Source organism: Paenibacillus taiwanensis DSM 18679, assembly GCF_000425125.1.
Taxonomy (GTDB): Bacteria; Bacillota; Bacilli; order Paenibacillales; family Paenibacillaceae; genus Paenibacillus_B; species Paenibacillus_B taiwanensis.
Map to the genome: position 1 here is coordinate 987,370 of NZ_KE384306.1, position 20,018 is coordinate 1,007,387.

At 40.6% G+C, this 20,018-nt stretch carries 14 protein-coding genes; all 14 read left to right on the forward strand.

Annotation, left to right across the window (positions count from 1 at the left end; all coding sequences use genetic code 11):
* Nucleotides 1-101 precede the first annotated feature (101 nt).
* The 14 genes from loaP (at nt 102) to H509_RS0113360 (ending at nt 20,000) form a co-directional block, all read left to right on the forward strand.
* Nucleotides 102-731: an antiterminator LoaP gene (loaP, locus tag H509_RS25240; protein WP_051287069.1), complete on the forward strand. Its 630-nt coding sequence runs from the start codon at nt 102-104 to the stop codon at nt 729-731.
* A gap of 49 nt (nt 732-780) precedes the next feature.
* Nucleotides 781-1,929 carry an acyl-CoA dehydrogenase family protein gene (locus H509_RS0113300; RefSeq protein ID WP_028545520.1) on the forward strand — a complete coding sequence of 383 codons (1,149 nt, stop codon included), beginning with the start codon at nt 781-783 and terminating at the stop codon, nt 1,927-1,929.
* 47 nt (nt 1,930-1,976) lie between these two features.
* A complete protein-coding gene (locus H509_RS0113305) occupies nt 1,977-3,188 on the forward strand; it encodes a class-II aminoacyl-tRNA synthetase family protein (protein ID WP_028545521.1) in 1,212 nt (403 codons plus the stop codon).
* Nucleotides 3,189-3,210: 22 nt separating this feature from the next.
* Entirely contained in the window at nt 3,211-4,272 is a 1,062-nt protein-coding gene (gene pdhA / locus H509_RS25245) for a pyruvate dehydrogenase (acetyl-transferring) E1 component subunit alpha (RefSeq protein ID WP_051287071.1), read from the forward strand.
* A gap of 20 nt (nt 4,273-4,292) precedes the next feature.
* The gene (locus tag H509_RS0113315) at nt 4,293-5,285 is read left to right on the forward strand and encodes an alpha-ketoacid dehydrogenase subunit beta (protein ID WP_028545522.1); all 993 of its coding nucleotides are present in this window, start codon (nt 4,293-4,295) and stop codon (nt 5,283-5,285) included.
* Between the two features lie 6 nt (nt 5,286-5,291).
* Nucleotides 5,292-6,344: a dihydrolipoamide acetyltransferase family protein gene (locus tag H509_RS26805; protein WP_028545523.1), complete on the forward strand. Its 1,053-nt coding sequence runs from the start codon at nt 5,292-5,294 to the stop codon at nt 6,342-6,344.
* A 355-nt stretch (nt 6,345-6,699) separates the two neighbouring features.
* A complete protein-coding gene (locus tag H509_RS0113325) occupies nt 6,700-7,404 on the forward strand; it encodes an ABC transporter ATP-binding protein (protein ID WP_028545524.1) in 705 nt (234 codons plus the stop codon).
* Nucleotides 7,405-7,406: 2 nt separating this feature from the next.
* Nucleotides 7,407-9,731, forward strand: coding sequence for an ABC transporter permease (locus tag H509_RS0113330; RefSeq protein WP_028545525.1), 2,325 nt, complete (start codon nt 7,407-7,409; stop codon nt 9,729-9,731).
* Nucleotides 9,732-9,850: 119 nt separating this feature from the next.
* Complete coding sequence (locus H509_RS0113335) at nt 9,851-15,679, forward strand: type I polyketide synthase (protein ID WP_028545526.1); 5,829 nt, start codon at nt 9,851-9,853, stop codon at nt 15,677-15,679.
* A 45-nt stretch (nt 15,680-15,724) separates the two neighbouring features.
* Nucleotides 15,725-16,420 (forward strand): thioesterase II family protein, encoded by a 696-nt coding sequence (locus tag H509_RS0113340; protein WP_028545527.1) that lies wholly within the window; start codon nt 15,725-15,727, stop codon nt 16,418-16,420.
* An 11-nt stretch (nt 16,421-16,431) separates the two neighbouring features.
* Nucleotides 16,432-17,385, forward strand: coding sequence for an ACP S-malonyltransferase (locus tag H509_RS0113345; protein WP_051287073.1), 954 nt, complete (start codon nt 16,432-16,434; stop codon nt 17,383-17,385).
* Nucleotides 17,386-17,410: 25 nt separating this feature from the next.
* The gene (locus H509_RS0113350; protein WP_028545529.1) at nt 17,411-17,659 is read left to right on the forward strand and encodes an acyl carrier protein; all 249 of its coding nucleotides are present in this window, start codon (nt 17,411-17,413) and stop codon (nt 17,657-17,659) included.
* Nucleotides 17,660-17,706: 47 nt separating this feature from the next.
* On the forward strand, nt 17,707-18,582 hold the full coding sequence (locus H509_RS0113355) for a 3-hydroxyacyl-CoA dehydrogenase family protein (RefSeq protein WP_028545530.1): 876 nt from the start codon (nt 17,707-17,709) through the stop codon (nt 18,580-18,582).
* A 167-nt stretch (nt 18,583-18,749) separates the two neighbouring features.
* Nucleotides 18,750-20,000, forward strand: coding sequence for an MFS transporter (locus tag H509_RS0113360; RefSeq protein ID WP_028545531.1), 1,251 nt, complete (start codon nt 18,750-18,752; stop codon nt 19,998-20,000).
* The last annotated feature ends 18 nt before the right edge of the window (nt 20,001-20,018 follow it).

Genomic DNA, 20,018 nt, shown 5'->3' on the forward strand with positions numbered 1-20,018 from the left:
ATGGAACCTTTACATAAGGAAGAGGAGGGATGATGAATCAGTTCCTTCTCTTTTTTACTGTTCTAACTGCTGAACTTATTTCAGGTTAAAGGAGCTGTAGTATGGGCTGGTATGCACTTTTTGTTGAAACAGGCAGTGAAGACATAGTTCAGAAGTGTTTGAAGCTACAATATTGCCCAAAAGAGGTATATTCCTGTGTTCCGAAACGACTACTTCCTGAAAAAAGAGGAGGGAAGTTTTATAGTGTCGTTAAAACATTATTTCCAGGGTATTTGTTCATCAACACAAGGATGACTCCGTCCATCTATTATGAACTAAAGAAATTACCCAAATACTATCGTCTGCTTCGTAATTCAGCTTTTATGTTAGACAAAATAAATCGAAAACCGCAATCATTGCTTGATCCAACGAAAGAAGACGGAAGCGAGCTTTATAATTACGATGATTTTTTTAATCAAATCGAAGAAGCAGAAATTAGACAGATTTTACAGCTTATAAATGACAAAAACATTATAGAGTATTCAAATGTTATTGTTGAAAATTCGAAAGTATGTGTTCAATCGGGGCCTTTATATGGGTTGGAAGGAATGATCAAAAAAATTGACAAAAGAAAGAGAAGAGCTCAGATTGCGGTCAGTTTTTTTGGTGGAGAAAAATTAATTGATGTAGGGATTGAATTAATTGTGCCAGATAGCCAAGGTATGATGCAGTTTTATGAGAAGATGGGTTAACTTAAATCTTAAATCGTTAAAATCTACGAAAAGAAAAGAGGTCCTACTTTTGTTTATTCATAACCTTGAACTGACAAACGAACAAATCGAACAGCAAGCGGAATTTAAAGCTTTTGTTGATTCAGAAATCGTCCCTGTGGCAGGACAGATTGATCAAGAAGAAATGATGCCCGATTCTGTTCTGCAAAAAGTTATTGACCAAGGAAACTGGGGAGCAGCTTTGCCTGCTAAATATGGCGGGGCTAATATGGACTACATTACTTATGGTTTGTGGAATGAAGAAATTGGTCGTGGGTGTGCAAGTTTACGGAATATTATTGGTGTGCAAGGCATGGTCACGTCGTCTATTATGCGGTGGGGATCACAAGACCAAAAGCAGCAATGGCTCCCAAGAATGAGTTCGGGGGAACTTAAGGTAGCCTTTGCGATTACGGAATCACAAGTTGGCAGTGATATCAAAAACTTGCAAACGAAGGCGAAACGAGTAGGTGCTGAGTACATCATTAATGGTCAAAAAAAATGGATAACGTTTGCACAAAAAGCGGACGTGTTCTTGGTGTTTGCTCAATGTGAGGGTCAGGCTGTAGCTTTGTTAGTAGACCGAAATACACCAGGTCTAACCGTTCGTCCGATAACGGGCTTAATGGGCTTTAAAGGGTCGTTGTTAGCTGAGCTTATTTTTGAAGAATGCAAAGTGCCGGTCGATCATTTGATTGGTAAAGTCGGCTTCGGACTAGCACTCGTCGCTAATCACGGCTTGACGCATGGACGGTACAGTACAGCTTGGGGAGCCGTAGGTTTGGCACAGGGATGCTTGAATGCCAGCTTAAAATATGTGAACGAAAGAAAGCAATTTGACCATCGTTTAAAAGAGCATCAATTAATCCAGCAGATGATTGCTAATATGGTAACCGAGACAATCGCTGCGAGGCAATTATGTTTCCGTGCAGGCCAGTTATGGGACAAAAATGAAGTGAATGCTACGTTTGCGACTTCATTGGCAAAATATTTCTCTACCGTTCATGCTTTTAAAGCGGCAAAAGATGCCGTTCAAATTCATGGCGCTAACGGTTGCAGCAGCGAATACCCGGTTGAAAGACATATGAGAGACGCCAAAGTGATGGAAATTGTAGAAGGCAGCACACAGATTCAACAGATGTTAATTGCGCAGGATGCCTTTAACCTATACCAAAATTGATCGGTGTTTACTCCCCATTTTGCTGAAGCGAAAGGATGCTTATAACTATGGACGCTAATCATTACATTGTGCTTGATAAGCCACTATCTATCAAACATGCCGAGGAACTCGAAAAAAGAATCTATTTTATATCGGCCAACATAAATCATTTTAAATTAATAACCGATGACACTAGCATTAAGGGAGTAGAGGTGAGTCTATTACCAGGAACCGATCCTCTCGAAATTAAAACGAAACTAACAACGGTAATCGACAATGAGATTGCGCTGCAAAAGGTGTTACCTCCACGCGTCATTTGGAAATCTGATGAACATGAAACAACGTATCAAGAGGATCTCTTTGATAAGCTGCTCGAAAAAGAAATGGTGTTTGAAATGGGCGAGGGCCAAATTTGTTTTGGAGACAAGCTAATTTTCTTAATGGACACCTTGGATCAGTTCATCAAAGAGATGACAATAACCCATTTTGGAGCGACGGAATATCGATATCCTACCTTAATTTCTACCAAGGCATTAGAGAAATGTGGATATTTTAAATCGTTCCCTCACTTTTTAATGTTTGTGACGAGGCTTCATAATGATATTGATACGTACCGTGAATTTCTGGACGATTATAAAACGAATAACGGAATCGGTTCTTATTTGTTGTCTTCCTGTCAAAATGTTGACTACTGCTTGCCTCCCACCATGTGCTACCACACCTACCATCAATTCCAAAATACCCAACACGGGGAAACACAAAATCGTGTCATCACCTCCAAAGGAAAATCATTTCGTTATGAATCCAAATATTATCGCACGCTGGAAAGACTATGGGACTTTTCTATTCGAGAAATTGTGTTTATGGGGTCAAAAGATTTTGTGCTTGATAGTCGTCACAAATTTATGGAAGCCTCCTTTGCTCTTTTTCAAAAGTTGGGATTGGAAGGGCATTGCGAAGTTGCTAGTGATCCGTTTTTTTGCAGCGAGGATACGGCGGCTAAAATATTTAATCAAAGAATGCAAGAGCTCAAATACGAGCTTCGGTTAAAGGTGGCAGACGAAAGAACTATTGCAGCAGCTTCCTTTAATTTTCATGATCACTTCTTTGGTGAGCAATTTAATATAAGACGTGGTGAATCTGACTGGATGTCAACGGGGTGTGTCGGTTTTGGAATTGAAAGGTTAGCGTATGCCTTTATTAGTCAGCATGGGTTGGATGAACAAACATGGACAAGCATTTTATCAAATGGATATAAAGAAGCCGTTTTGGCGGACTAAATCCAATAATATGGGGGACTAGATGGAACAACAGCGCTTATTTCAAATTTTAGAACTTGACGGTACTTTAAGTGATAACAGTATGGTTATAAGCGAAAAGCTGGCCGTGGAGATGTACAAGCTGCTTGTGTTAAATCGAGTTTTTGATCGTAAGCTAGTGAACATGCAAAGAAAAGGCCAAATTGGTACGTATGCTTCCTTCGAGGGGCAGGAGGCCAGTCAAGTTGGAAGTGCGATGGCGCTTTTGCCGCAGGATTGGATGTTTCCTACCTATCGGGATCATGCAGCGATGCTAACGTTTGGTTATGAGATGGTCAAAATTATATGGTATTGGATGGGGAGAATCGAGGGCTGCATGCCACCGAATAACCGCAACATTCTTCCTCCTTACGTGCCGATTGCTACGCAAATTCCGCAAGCAGCAGGGGCGGCATGGGCTAGCAAATATAAGAATGAAGGTGCTTGCTCCATCGCTTACTTTGGTGACGGGGCTACCTCTGAAGGGGATTTTCATGAGGGGTTAAATATGGCCTCTGTATTTAAGGCACCCGTAGTATTTTTCTGTCAAAATAATGGTTATGCCATTAGTGTACCGTTTTCACGCCAAACGGCAAGTGAGACTGTTGCTCAAAAGGCGATTGCTTACAATATGAATTGTGTTCGTGTTGATGGCAATGATGTGTTTGCTGTCTATGTAACGACCAAAAACGCTCTGGAAGCCGCCAGAAGCGGCAAAGGGCCGACTTTAATTGAGGCGGTAACTTATCGTTATGGGCCCCATACAACTGCTGATGACCCAAGCCGCTACCGGAGTGCGGAGGAAAGTGAAACATGGAAACTACGAGACCCTCTATTACGGTTAGAAGCTTATTTACGCAAACAAAACGTATTGGATCAGGACACGCAAGAAATGATTCATATAGAAGCAGATCGATTAGTGAATGATGGCATTCAATATGCGCTTAATGTTCCAAAGCCTGATCCCAGCATCATGTTTAAGCATGTGCTCTCTGAAAAACCGTGGAACATTCAAGAACAGGAGAGCAGCTTTAATAGCTTTATGGAACGTTATCATCACCAATAGATGTTACGGAGGGGCTTGGTATGCAAAGAGATTTAACCGTCGTTCAGGCGTTAAATGAAGCCTTGGATTTGTTATTAACTGAGGATGATAAGATTCTTTTATTGGGGCAGGACATCGGTAAAAATGGCGGGGTGTTCCGCGTTACCGAGAACTTGTTTAATAAGTTTGGCGATCATCGAGTAGTGGACACGCCCTTGTCTGAGGCAGGTATTGTAGGTTGTGCCATTGGCTTGGCGTTGAACGGACTTAAACCTATTGTCGAAATCGAATTTTTTGGATTTATTTATCCAGCCCTAGAACAAATTTTGTCTCATCTGTCCAGACTACGTATGCGAACACAAGGCAAATATGAAGTTCCGTTAATTATACGAGCCCCTTATGGTGCTGGTGTTCGTGCACCTGAGCTGCATTCGGAAAGTATTGAATCCTTGTTTTTTCAATCCCCAGGGGTGAAAGTGGTTATACCTAGCAACCCCTATGATGCTAAAGGTTTGCTCATCGCGGCGTCAGAGGGCCATGATCCTGTCATTTTCCTGGAGCCTATGAGAATTTATCGCAGCATGCGTCACCCCGTTCCACAACATCGGTATACGGTTCCCCTTGGGAAGGCAAACGTGATCAAGGAAGGGAAAGATATTTCGATCATTTGCTGGGGCGCTATGGTATGGAATGTAATCAAAGCTGCTGACCAGTTGGAGAATACTCAAGGTATTTCTGTGGAAATTATAGATTTGCGTACGCTGTATCCGTTTGATATGGACACAATCAAGGAATCGATTCGTAAGACGCAGCGGGCTGTCATCGTTCATGAGGCCCCATTAACGGGTGGTGTAGGCGCTGAACTTGCTGCTGTAATTCATGATCGTATGTTTGGTGAATTAAAATCACCTGTAAAACGTATTACGGGATTTGATGTGCCCGTTCCGCAATTTTCCATCGAAGATTACTACCTCCCTTCATCAGACAGAATTATCCACGAAATCAATCAAATGTTAGTTTCTATAAAGAGGTGAGCGGATATGAAATATGAATTCTTTTTTCCTGAGCTTGGTGAAGGATTAATTGAAGGGTTTATCGTTGCGTATATGGTCAAAGAAGGAGAGCATGTAGTTGAAGATCAACCGCTTGTCGAAGTTCAGACGGATAAGGTAACCACTGTGCTCCCTTCGCCGGTAGCAGGGATAATTGGAAAACTGCCTTATAGTCCGGGGGATATCGTCACCATTAACGATGTGATCATCGTCATTGATCAGGGGAAGGGGGAAGCATCAGACGGGTGGAATCAGGACTGGCTGAATCTGGATACGCCTAAAGAGAAGAAGCATTCATGGAATGATTTTGGTATTAATCTCGGTGCTTATCCGAGTGTAGAATCGGACCATAATAACGATGATACGATTGTAACATTAACCTCCATGCGTAAAGAAATAGCAAACATCGTAACAAAGTCGTTTCAAACCATTCCTCATGTCACCGCTTATGCAGAAGCGGACATCACAAATTTACTGCTGCACAAGGCACAATTAAAGCAGGAACAGGGCTTAAACGTGACCTTGACACCCATCTTTGTTAAAGCACTATCGCAGGCACTGAACGAGCACCCGTTATTTAACTCCAATGAGTTCAATGGCGCCTTAAAACGATTCACCTCTCATAATATCGGAATTGCAGTCGATACGAACGATGGTGTCGTTATTCCGAATGTTAAACAGGTCAATGAGAAAACGGTTGATCAATTAGCAGATGAGATTAACGAACTTATCGAAAGAGCCAGATTAAAGAAACTGTTATTTACCGATACACGTGAGGGGACCATTACGATAAGTAATGTAGGTGCCATTGGGGGAGGCTTTGCTACACCTATTATTTTTTATCCCCAAGTTGCTATTGTTGCCTTATATCGTGCAGATAAGAAAGTTGTCGTTACGGAACACGACGAGCTTGTCATTAGAAAAATGCTGCCTATCACGTTAACTTTTGATCATCGTTTTTTTGATGGGGCGGACGGGTTACGGTTTATAAATACGTTTAAAAGTAATCTGGAGCTTCATTATGAACAATATTTTGCTTAACGCCGCAATCACAGCTTGAAGTCTAAATCCTCGATAAGTGAATATTATTGATAGATAACAATACGATGAATTCATTTCCCTTCTAAGAAAGCCTGAGGGTGTACCTCCCTCGGGCAGCCTACCTGATATTACGAACTTCTGGAATCATACTAGCAACCTACTGTATAAATTGAACCTATCGGACTTACTCCTTCGCACATGAGACCGGAAAGGGATTGTTGCTGTGCGGGTTCAACGATGCAGTTGGCACTTCATAAACAAAAGCGTACAAGTTCGATTCGAATGTAATGATAGGTTTAATAAGAGGAATCGAAAGAAGCGCAAGTTTATAATACACAACGAGGAGATGTAAGCAGTGAAAAAGCTGATCGAATTTAAAAACGTAACAAAAGAATACAAAGTAGGGGAAGTGACAATCAAAGCGCTTGCCGGAGTTGATTTTTCCATTTCTGAAGGAGAATTTGTCGTCGTATTGGGTGCTAGTGGTGCTGGTAAAAGTACGATTTTGAATATACTTGGTGGTATGGATACAGCTAGTACAGGGCAAGTGATCGTTGGTGATCAAGAAATTACAAAGTTTAATGAAAAAAAGCTAACCGAATATCGCGGCGAAAAGATCGGCTTTGTATTTCAATTTTACAACTTGATTCCTAATTTAAATGCACTCGAAAATGTTGAGTTTGCGACAGAAGTTTGTAAAAATCATTTGGACGCTAAAGACATTTTGTATAAGGTTGGATTAAAGGAACGTATCAAAAACTTCCCTTCCCAGCTGTCTGGTGGTGAGCAGCAACGTGTTGCGATCGCAAGAGCAGTTGCCAAAAATCCGCTGCTTTTACTATGTGATGAGCCCACGGGGGCGTTAGATTATGTAACAGGGAAGGCCGTCTTAAAGCTGCTTCAAGATTTGAACAAGGAAACGAAAAAATGCGTTGTGTTGGTCACACACAACACTGCGATTGCGCTTATGGCTGATAAAGTTATAAAGGTGAAAAGCGGAGTGATCGAAAGTGTGACCATCAACCATAACAAACAGAATGTTGAAGGGATCGAGTGGTAATTATGAAGTTATTTTTAAAGTTGCTAAGAGATATTAAACTATCGATCGGACAATTTATCGCGTTTGTGTTGGTTATCGCAGTAGGCGCATTTTTCTACGCAGGGCTAATCACGTTAAGCGATAATCTTAGCGCTTATACGAAAACGTATTATAAAGAACACAATTTGAGTGACCTGAATGTGTATTACACTCAAATTTCGAAGCAGGATGTTGCTAAACTAAGCCAGATCCAAGGTATTAATAAAATCGAAGAACGGTATACCTTGGATGCAACGCAAATTTTTACGGACATGAAGGCTGCCTTAAAGCTACATTCGATCCCTGAAAATAATCAAATTAATACGCCAGCGATTATGGCAGGTCAGCTTCCGACTCAAAAAGATGAAATCCTGCTCGATTTTAATTATGCCCAAGAGCATAACTTCAAAGTTGGAGATCAAATCGAATTAACTGTAAATGACAGAAACAAGACGTTTGTGATCCGTGGTTTGGCGATGAACGTGGAATATGTCAAAAAGAACGTAACTCAAAACCATAAATCGTCCGGATTTGCTTATATATTGGAAGCAGCACTGCCTGAAATTGTAGGTGGTCTGTATTACAATGAAATTTTGATTGATGCTAAAGATGGTTATGACATTGACCAAGTGGGTCAAGCGGTTGAAGCCCAATCGAAAGGACTCTCCTATTTAAACCAAGTTAGTAAGGAGCGTTCATTTAGCTATTCCCAAACGCAACAAACCATCTACAACAATAAAATGATGAGCACGATTATTCCACTCGTTCTTTTTATAATCGAAGCCATTATTTTATTCCTAACGATGTCCCGCATCATTGATTCACAAAGAAGTCAAGTAGGCACCATGAAGGCATTAGGTGTCAAAAATAGAAGTATCATGTTTCATTACATGGGATACCCTGTGCTAGCAGGCATTGCAGGTTCTGTTCTAGGTTACATTATAGCCGCTAGTGTCTTTATTCCAATGATCGTTGCCCGGGGTGCAAAATCCTCCTCGTTACCTGACATTACTTACCCACTATCTATACCTTCTGTGTTAATATCCATCTTTTTCTCAAGTGTGTTCGGCATCATAGCTTGTTATTTAAGTGCCAGACCTATTTTACAGGAACGTGCAGCTATGGCGATGCGTCCTAAACCACCTAAAAAAATAAAGAAGTTACTTTTAGAGAGAATCCCTGGATTTTGGAGTCGTATTTCTTACAGCTACAAAATCATTTTGAAAAATATATTTTTAAATAAATCAAAAGCGCTAGCAAGCTCTGTAGGTGTGGTGTTAAGCACTGCTTTGTTAATTACCGCTTTTGGTACTCAAATGGGATTGGTTCAAGTAGCAGAGCAAATTGAGAAGGTAAACACTTACGACTTAAAAGTTGACTATAAGGCAGGATCAGCACCGGATGCCACACAACTACCTGCTGGCATTAGCAACAGTTATTATTTATCCACCTTGCCGGTGGAATTTATTAAAGGAGACACTAACAAAAATGCATCGTTAGTCGTGACAGAGAAAGACAATGATCTCATTTTGTTTATGGATGAAAATGAGAAGCAAATTGCGTTGGATGACAATGGTGTGCTCGTCCCTAAATCGTATGCAGACCAATATAAAATCGTTGAAGGAGATAACATTACGCTCAAGTTCACCGATCCGGTGTTAGCTAATAAAACGGTCGAAATGAAAGTACTGCACATTTCCACCCAATATTCAAACCCATTGTTTTATAGTACACCAACATATCTAAAGAGCTTTGGCATTGATTACACACCTTCAACACTATTAGTGAAAGTTGATAATACAAACGATGCTTCAACCATTCGCAGTATGTTTGAACAAGACAAACAAGTAGAAAAGGTTGAAGATAGAAAAGATTTAAAAAAATCAGCTGAATACACGTTAAAGCAAAATAGTTTTGTGTTTATTATGTTTATCGTTTGTGCCGTGGTGCTTTCCTTTGGTACCATTTACACGATTTCGTCCATTAACATTTATGAAAGAAACCGTGAGCTGGCAACTTTGAAAGTATTAGGCTATCCGAAAAATAAAATAAACCGGCTCATCTTTTTTGAAAATATTATATTGACCACATTTGCGGTCATTGTAGCGTTACCACTTGGTGTTTATATGTTTACCGTGGCGGGCAAGGCAATGGCAAGTGCCCATCAGCAAATCCCGAATCAAATTAATTTTTCGGTTATGCTGCTATCTGTTGCGATTGCATTTTTACTCACGATCCTTTCTAACTTACTGCTTCGGAGAAAAGTGTCACAAATTAATATGATTGAATCTTTGAAAAGCATAGAGTAATGGAAAAACAACCTTAAGTTCTTTTGAACTTAAGGTTGTTTTTATAAATGAAAGAGTAACAAGGGATGACACACGAAACAGCATTATAAGGAATCGTTACTTTAAGGAGATGAGAAAAGATGAATGCAGAGATAACGTTCACAAAGCAGGAAATTATCGACTTTATAGCAGAAGTAGTGGAAGATATTTTGGATGAGCAAGTTGTGGATTATAATGAGCCATTTATTAACTTAGGCTTAGTATCGGTAAATATACCGTTGTTTACGAAGAAAATCTCCAAACAATTTGGAATTGATATCGAAGTCGCATCGATATTTGAACATTCCAATATACACATGTATGCCAACTTTGTATATAACACGTTAAACAAATTTGAACCAGACGCACAATCTAACGTGGATACAGGTAATGACCAAGAGGATCAACCTGCTCGTGATGACGTGGCCATTGTAGGAATTAGCTGTCGTTTTCCTGGAGGTGCCAACAGTCCAGAGGAGTTTTGGGATGTTCTAATTAAAGGGGTAAACGGCATTTGTGAAATGCCTGCGGATCGATGGGATGTAGATCATTATTACAGTGATGACAAAGAAGAACCTGGGAAGATGTATTCCAGGAAGGGCGGTTTTTTGAATGTGCCTATTGATCGTTTTGACCAGAAATTTTTTAATATATCACCTAAAGAAGCCAAGTCATTAGATCCACAGCAGCGCTTGCTGCTTGAGTTGACATGGGAGGCTTTTGAAAATGGAGGCATCAACATTGCCAAACATTATGGAAGCAACACAGGTGTATACATCGGGATTTCAGGCGAAGAATACTCGTTCGCCCATTACAAATCAGGGGATTTAAGTAAAGTAGACGCTTATTCGCTTACAGGGACAACGTTTAGTACAGCTTGTGGCAGAATATCGTATACGTTTGGGTTTGAAGGACCCTCTTTTTGTGTGGATACTGCATGCTCTTCTTCGCTCACGGCACTTCATTTAGCCTGTGGGGCCATTAAATCTGGTGAGGTAGATACCGCAGTTGTGGGTGCGGTGAATTTGATGATGTCACCAGCAGTTCATGTATGTTTCTCCAAGCTGGAGGCTATATCCAGTGATGGGCAAAGCAAAAGCTTTGATGCGGCAGCAAATGGATATGGACGTGGTGAAGGTGGCGGCGTGTTGTTATTAAAGCGCCTGCGCGACGCTGTTGAGAATAACGATAATATACTCGGAATTATTAAGGGCAGTGCCATCAATCAGGATGGCAAAAGCAACGGCTTAACCGCACCGAATGGCTTAGCCCAAGAAAAAGTAATTACGAAGGCACTAAACGACGCTCGCTTGGATTATTCGGATATTGATTATATGGAAATGCATGGAACAGGGACGAAGCTAGGTGATCCGATTGAGGTAAAGGCAGTTGTTCAAACATATGGTAAAAATAGAGCTATCGATAATCCTCTGCAAGTAGGCTCTGTGAAATCTAACATCGGACATTTGGAAGCCGCAGCGGGGATGGCAAGTATTATAAAGGTACTATTAGCGTTCAAAAATGAACTCATACCTGCGAACTTAAACTTTAACGAGCCTAATCCGTTTATTCCGTGGGATAAATCACCGATATCCGTTATTGCACAAAATACAGCGTGGAAAAGCGATGGCAAATTAAGAAGAGTGGGTGTTAACGGATTTGGTTTTGGAGGGTCCAATGCCCATGTCATTTTGGAGGAGCCGCCGAAGCAAAAGAAGGTGCAGACAACAGATGCGGACCCGATCTCAATCGTAAAAATTGCTGCCAAAAGTGAGAAGTCCTTACACGAAAATATTAAAGCTAATCTTGAATATTTAAAGCGCAATCCTCACGTTACGCTCAAAGATTATGCTTATAGCAATAACCAAGCTAAGGCAGACTTTGCATACCGGTTTACTGCTACGGGCAAAAATCGAGATGAATTGATGAACAGATTACAAGCCTATCTGGATACGAACAGCAAAGTTGGGATCACGACGAGACATCATGAAAAGCTGGATATGTATCAGGAAACAAAGCTGGTATTTCTGTTTACAGGGCAAGGTTCTCAATATTTGGGGATGGGAAAAGAATTATACGATCATAATCCTTCGTTTAGAGCGGCGTTTGACACGTGTGATCAATTGTTTGAGCCGTATATAAATCAATCCCTAGTTGAATTAATTTATAGCGATAAATTTACGAGCAAGGATATTGAAAGAACAGTTTATGCTCAACCGTTAATTTTCTCAATTGAATACGCATTGTTAACGTTTTGGGAAAGTGTAGGCGTTACGCCAGATACTGTGCTTGGTCATAGTATCGGGGAATATGCGGCAGCAGTTGCAGCGGGGATATTAAATCTTGAACATGCGATTAAGCTAGTTGCGATGCGCGGCCTACTCATGGATTCAGCTCCAGGCGAAGGCGCGATGGCCGCTATTTATGCGAATAAAGTAACAATTGAAGCTATACTAAAGGGTTACGAGGACAAATTGTCTATTGCACTGCATAATGCGGAAGAAAGTATGGTTATATCTGGCGAACGGGATGCTGTGGAGCAAGTTTGTAAAGAAGCAGAAAATAGAAACATTAATGTAATTCGACTGCGTGTATCCCATGCTTTCCATTCCCATCTTATGATTCCGATATTGGAGCCATTCAGAGAGGTTGCCAAGCACGAGGTGGAGTACAAACCTGCGAAGCTGTCTTATATATCGGCTACGCTTGGGCGAGCTATTCAAAATGATGAATTGCTAGACGCCGACTACTGGACCAATCATATCAAAGACAAAGTAGATTTTTATCAAGCATTATCTCAATTAAAAGAAGTCAAAAATACGATATTCCTCGAAATTGGAGCAAACAACACGTTATGTACACTGGGTAAGCTTATCCTTAGCGGAGAACAAATGCTGTTAAGTTCGCTTGCGATGAAGAAAAATGCATGGGAGCAAATTACGGATTGCTTGGGACAACTGTATTGTCATGGGATCTCCATTCAGTGGGACGGACTTGAGACAAGCTTTGCGCGCGACTTCAATCGTGTAGCGCTGCCTACGTACGTATTTGATAAAGAATCGTATTGGATGGATCTGGTTTGCTCTCATGAAGATCGTACGCCAGCTATTGGCGGTGCAGATTATCATCCGCTAATTGGACAGCGTATAAGTACCCCGTTTTTTAAAAATGGCATCTTGTATCAGAGCACTTATACCGCCGAGCATCCTTATTTTATGAAGGAGCATATCATTTTTGATACGGCCATCGCGCCGGCAGCGGCACATATGTCGATGCTGTTATCCATTGCTAAAGATTATCGCACCGCATCCAACTGTACGATATCTAATGTCGAATTTCATGCCCCATTAACGGCCATTCAAGACGATAAGCGGGTAGCTCAATTTGTAATCGAGGATACTCATTTAGAGCAAATGAAATTTGAGCTTATAAGTACAGAGAAGCAAGCGCAGCAGGAGCAGGAGCATTGGATGAAACATTGTCAAGGCAACATCGTTATGTCCCAAGCGAAGGGGCAGGTGCAGGAGAAGCGTGTATCGATTGAGGAATTACAAGCAAAGTTCCCAGAAGTAAGCTTTGATACGTATGAAGTTATGAAAAGGTTTGGCTTTAATTTAGGCGATGGTTTTACTCGCATTTCGAGAGTGTGGAAGGGTGAATCTGAAGGGGTTTGCTTTATCGATCCTAAAAAGGATATTCCGGATGCACAAGACTATATCGTTTACCCGGGTATTATCGACTCTATCTTCCAATCTGTATTTTTTGTGTCTGAATTAAGTGTACGGATGGCCACGCAAAGTGAGGAATATGCTTTAAAAACAACGATTCCAATTTCGTTAGGCAAATTAACGTATCATTACAGAGCCGCCGAAAGCTACTGGTGCCATATTAAGGTGAACGATTTTCAACAATCTGGGGCAGCGGGCGATATTGATGTGTACAATGAAAAGGGAGAAATTGTATTCGAAATTGAGCGCATCATGGCGAAAGTAACAGAGCGAGACACTTTACTTAAAGAGTTGAACAGTAATGGTGATCGTCTGCTTTACAACGTGGAATGGTTAGAAACAGCAAGAGTAAACAAAGAGTCAAAAACGATGCAGGCTGAGAACATCGTATTACTCGGCGATGATCCGGATCTCGTAGACCATTTCCACGAAAAATTGAATCAACGTGGGATATCATCGATAAGGGTTATACAAGGTGATAAATATGTTGAGCATGAACATGACGTATATTTTATGTCTTTTACGAATAAGCACGAGGTGAAACAACTTCTGGAAAGTGTCGCAAGTCGATTTGAAAAAGAAAAATGCAAGCTTGTTTATTTAAGTACAGCCAATCGGACTTTACTAGATCAACTGGATGCCAAAACATTGCTAGGGACGGTAGAACAGCAGTGCAGTGGCTTATTATACCTTGTACAAGCGATTACTGAACTAAATTACACGCATAAAATGGCAATCAAGGTGATAACAAACAATGTGCATCAAGTAGATGGGGCAGAGGTATCGCTCTATCAAGCTCCGATTTGGGGATTTTCCGAGGTCATTCGGCTTGAGCACACGCCGCTGTGGGATGGCATTATTGATTCGGAGCTTCATATGCTCCATCACGATCTCGATGAAATTATGAACGAAATTTTGCAAGGGGAAGATAAGCAGGTTGTGCTGAGAAATGGGCATAAACGATACATTCCGAGGCTGATCAGGCATTCTAAAAGCTTGGCTAGTAAAGAGGAACTTGCGATTAGGCTTGATGCTGACGCCGCTTATATAATTACGGGCGGGACCGGAACGATCGGTCAAGTTTATACAGCATATTTGATCGAGCAAGGTGCTAAAAATATTATTTTATTAAGTAGAAGCAAGGCTTCCGCTTCGTTGCTTGAAACCGTGAAATTGTGGGCAGAAAAGGGCGTCCAAATCAGTGTTGAACAGGCAGATGTAAGTAACGAGGCTGACGTAATCGCAGTCGTACAAAGATTGAAACAGAACAATATGCAAATTAAAGGTGTCGTTCATGCTGCCGGAATAATTGAAGACAAGATGATTAAGGATCAATCCTGGAGCAGCTTTGAAAATGTATTCAAAACTAAAGTTGGAGGCAGCTATTACTTACATGAGGCTTTAAAGGATGAGCCCCTTGATTTCTTTGTAATGATGTCATCTATATCTTCGGTTGTCGGGAATATGGGGCAGGCCAATTACGCAGCAGCTAATTATTTTATGAACGTGCTGGCCGATTACAGAAGAAGTCTAGCATTACCAGCGATGTCGATATGCTGGGGACCTTGGGAAGAAGCCGGTATGGCAACAAGCAACAACGATATTTTGAGAAACATCGGTAATAAAGGAATTTACGGGATGTCTAAAGAGCTGGGAACCAAAATGATTGACCGAGTATTCCAAAAAGATGTTGCTTCGATCGTAGTTGTGGATGCGAATTGGGAATTGTTTAGTCAAAGAACCGGTGTAGACGAAGTAACTGCGTTTTTGACAAATTTCATAACGAGCAGCAATACGCTCGGGGTACAAAATGAATATACAGCTGTGAAGGAAGATGTAGTGGCCAAGCTGCAAAGTTTAAACAAGACAGAGCGGGCTGAGTATTTATTAACCTTATTACATGGAGCGGCTGCTAAAATTATTGGGTTTAATGATGTAAGCCAACTATCGGTTGATAGTTCCTTTATTGAGCAAGGAGTAGATTCATTAATGATCTTCTCTTTAAGAAACGAAATCAAGGCGCTGTTACAGCTGCAAGTTGATATTTCTATATTTTTTAACTATCCGTCTCTAAGAAAATTAAATGACTATATATTAACAGAGGCGATGAGCTTTGAAGATACAGAAGAGAATGCGAGCGCTGTGAGTGATGGACAATCAGTAGATGATATTTTGTCTGAAATCAACTCCTTACTAAACTAGCTACAAAGAGTACGTTTATTTGTTACTGCGGAGGAGAACTTACCAATGATCTTGTTTTGTTTACCGTTTGCCGGTGGTTCGAAACGTGCGTATGCGAATTGGAGCAAATTAACCAATTGTCCGCTTGAGATTGAACCGATTGAGATTAAAGGAAGGGGGGAGCGACTTGGTCAGGGCTTCTATGCGGATATGACAGAAGCTGTAGAAGATATTTATGCGATGATCAAAAATAAAATTCAAGAGGAACCTTATGCCCTGTTCGGACATAGTATGGGGACGTTGTTGGCCTATGAGCTTTATTACAAAGTCAAGACAGAAGGACATCAACTGCCACGGCATCTTTTTTTCTCAGGACGACAATCGCCTATTGTCAAAAATAATATGTATGTTAGCACCGACATGTCTGATGATGAATTTATTGAAAAAATTATTGCATTAGGAGGTATTCCCGAGGAAATATCTCAAAGTTCCGAATTAATGGAGTTTTATTTGCCCATTTTCAAAAATGATATTCGAATCATGGAGAGCTATAAGTTTAAGGAAAGAGCAGAAAAATTAAATTGTAATATAACGGTGTTGAATGGACTAGAAGATAAAATTGATGCAACGCAGGAAATCACATGGGATTATTTATGTGAACAAAAAAGCAAATCCTATTATTTCACAGGCAGTCACTTCTTTATTAATGATCATGTCAAGAAGATCGTAAATTTAATTGAAGGCGAATTAATGCCAGAATAATGAGGTTGATCATGGATCATTTAAGCCATAAACAGCTAGCGTTTCTATTTCAGGGCGTTGGTGCAAACTATCAGCATTTTTTGGACAAGTTTGAAGAAGCGCAGCTTAATACTTTGAGACACTACTGCTGCACAGTGAAGGAGGAACTGGAAATAGATTTGCTTGCACATCTATTTCCAGCTTCAGAAATGAATCAGATGGAATACGACAAGATGTTTTGTGATTGGATTGCCATTTATACGTGTGATTATATCGTGTATCAGCAATATGTCGATGCCGGTATAAAACCCGCCATTATGGTGGGGTATAGTATGGGTTTGATTACGGCTATGGCGTGCAGCAAGTCCATTTCGTTTGCTGCGGGACTGCATATGCTTCGGGTGATTTACGATTATCCTAAAGGTGCTGCTGTTTCATATAGTATGGGGGTTATCGTAGGCAAGACAAATGACGAGATCCGTGCTCTTATTGCGCAGTGTGCAGCGGAGAAGGACGTGTATATCGCAAGCGAAAATAATGATACATGTCTTGTCATTTCAGGTATTCAGAACAGCGTGAGTCAGGTGTTAACAATTGCTGAACAAGAAGGAGCGATAAAGGCCTCAACGATCAACACTCCCTATGCGTTTCATTCGCCTTTTGCCGCAAGAGGAATTGACAGGTTTGTAAAACTGGTTGAGGAAACCTCGATTTCAGATGGGGAGGTGCCCATTTTATCTGTTTTTACGCAAACTTTGCTGCAAAACGCTTCTCATTTAAAACAAGAGCTAATTAAAAATATGGCAAGTCCTATGAACTGGAATGCCTCCATTCTGGCATTAGGTAAAATGGGAATCGAAAACTTTGTTGAAGTGAGCTTGGACGATTCATTAACGAAAATATCAAAAATGATTCATTTAGAGTACGAATTTATGACTTACAAAAAGTTTAAACGTCAAACAAGCGCTCGGCGTGTCCTATCATAAAAATAATAAATAGAGGTGTATAACGATGGAAGAAATCAGAAATCAAACAAGAGCTTTTTTAAGTAACTATATTAAAAGTCAGCCTTTAAAAGATAACGATGATATTTTTGCAATTGGGGACGTTAATTCTCTTTTTGCTATGCAGTTGGTTATGTTTATTGAAAAGGAGTTCGGAATTGAGATTGATAACGATGATTTGGACTTAAATAATTTCAGATCCATTCAAGCGATTGCTACACTCATAGCGAGCAAACGTGCTGCGGTAAGCCAATAATATTACGGACGAGAAGTAATCCAATCTGAGATAAGGGGAGCAAAAACATGAAGGTAATTGGAGTCATTGGTGCAGGCGTGATGGGGACTGGTGTTGCACATCAATTTGCATTAGCCGGTTACGACGTAATTCTCGTTGACCTGTCAGAACAAATTCTTTCGAAGGCCAAAGAACAAATTGCCAGTAACATCCGTTTTCAAGGGTTGTACAGTAAAGATCACATTGTAGAAAAGCCGGAGACGATTCTAAATCGAATAACTTTCACCGTCAATTATGAAATTTTAAAAGAGGCAGACTATGTCATTGAAAACGTACCCGAGAAATGGGACATTAAAAGAGACGTCTATTTGACACTTGATCGCATTTGTCCTGAGCACTGTATTTTTGCAGTGAACACTTCTTGTATTTCGATTACAAAAGTGGCTTCGCTCACCAATAGACCTGACAAGGTTATCGGCTCCCATTATATGAATCCGGTATTTATGAAACCGGTGGTCGAAGTGATCAAAGGGTACCATACATCGGAGGAAACGATTGCAGCTACGATTAGTCTGCTTGCGACTTTGAAAAAAGAAGCAATCGTCGTTAACGACCTGCCCGGGTTTGTATCCAATCGGATTTCTCATCTGATGATGAATGAGGCTGCATTTGTCGTACAGGATCAAGTTGCAGAACCAAAAGATGTAGATGATATTTTCAAAAAGTGCTTTGGGCATAAAATGGGCCCGCTTGAAACGGCGGACTTGATCGGTCTCGATACAGTTGTGCATTCACTTGATATTTTATACGAAAGTTATCAGGATACGAAGTTTCGTTGCTGTCCGCTGCTGCGGAAAATGGTGGAAGCAGGCACACACGGAAGGAAAACCGGACAAGGGTTTTATTGTTATCCGACGTACGAGCGCAGTGTTGTGCAAGTGTAATATAGGATGACTATGTATTGTTTGTGAAATACGTTCCATTCGCAGTGTTGCATGCAACCCAGGAATGAATAGGACTTAAACAAAGGAATCGTGAACGGTGAGTGAGCGGAATCGTCGCTCCAGACTGAACGCGATTCTTTTTGTTTTTGCTCTCGACAGGAGGAAAAATGGAGAACACAAGCGAACCTAAAAAGCGGCTATGGTCGATGAATTTCTTTTTGCTCTGGCAAGGACAGCTAGTTTCCACTCTAGGTGATTCCATCTATGAAATCGCCTTAACGTTTTGGATTCTTTATGAAACAGGCTCACCCGGGTTGATGGGTGCCCTATTAGCATCATCTATGCTTCCGAAAGTGCTTATTTCTCCTTTTGCAGGTGTCATTGTAGATCGAACCGACAGAAGAAAAATGATTTTATATATGGATTTTATTCGAGGCATATGTATTATTTTTGTAGGGATTGCAGCTATTTTTGGGTTTCTTGAAATTTGGATGGCATTTGTAGCAGGTATTATTCTTGGCATATGTGCTGCATTTTTTAATCCCGCAGTTACATCAACAATTCCGGATATTGTTCCTTCGTCGCAAATTGTCCAAGCTAGTGCTAATTTAAGTATGTTACGTGCCGTGTCTCAAATTGTTGGGCCATCATCTGGCGGTGTATTGTATCATCTTGTAGGCCCGCCCATCTTATTTTTATGTAACGGGATATCTTATATGATTTCATTTATTTTTTCCTTTTTTATGAAAATTCCAAAATCAATGAGCCAGGACCAAAAATATAATTTTTGGCAGGATATGAAGGATGGATTTGCTTACGTATGGAGGATGAAAGGGCTAAGAGACTTGATCGTCTTGGCAGGCTTTTTAAATTTTTTTGCAACGGTCAGTATTGTGCTGTTGGCGCCGATGTTTAAAAATACACCCAATTTGGGAGAAGTGAAATACGGCATAGCGATGGCTATTTTTACGTTAGGCATGCTTGCAGGTATGATTTTTACGTCCATATATCGGATTAAGCCTGAACACAAAAGTATCGTTCTTACGGTTTCAGGGCTGTTAGCAGGAGTTATTTTTTCAACCGCTGTTTTAATGAACAACTTTATCATTATGGCTTTGTTGTTATTTATCGGCGGCACTTTTAATGCAATTGTAAATGTACTGATCGAATCAACGATACAACTGACGGTGAGTCAGGAAATGAGGGGCAAAGTATCCTCGCTTAAGGGAACGCTCACAATGGGGCTTGCACCGTTGGCGATGTTTATTGGCGGCTTGTTAGGTGAATTTTTCCCGATCAAGTACATTGTATATGCAGGTTTCTTGGCAATATCTGTGTTGTTTATTCCGTTGTTTTTCTTAAAATCGTTTAAAACGTTTATTCAATACAATCCCGAACACCAAAAAGTAGGGTTGTAATGACTAGTGGAAAAGGGA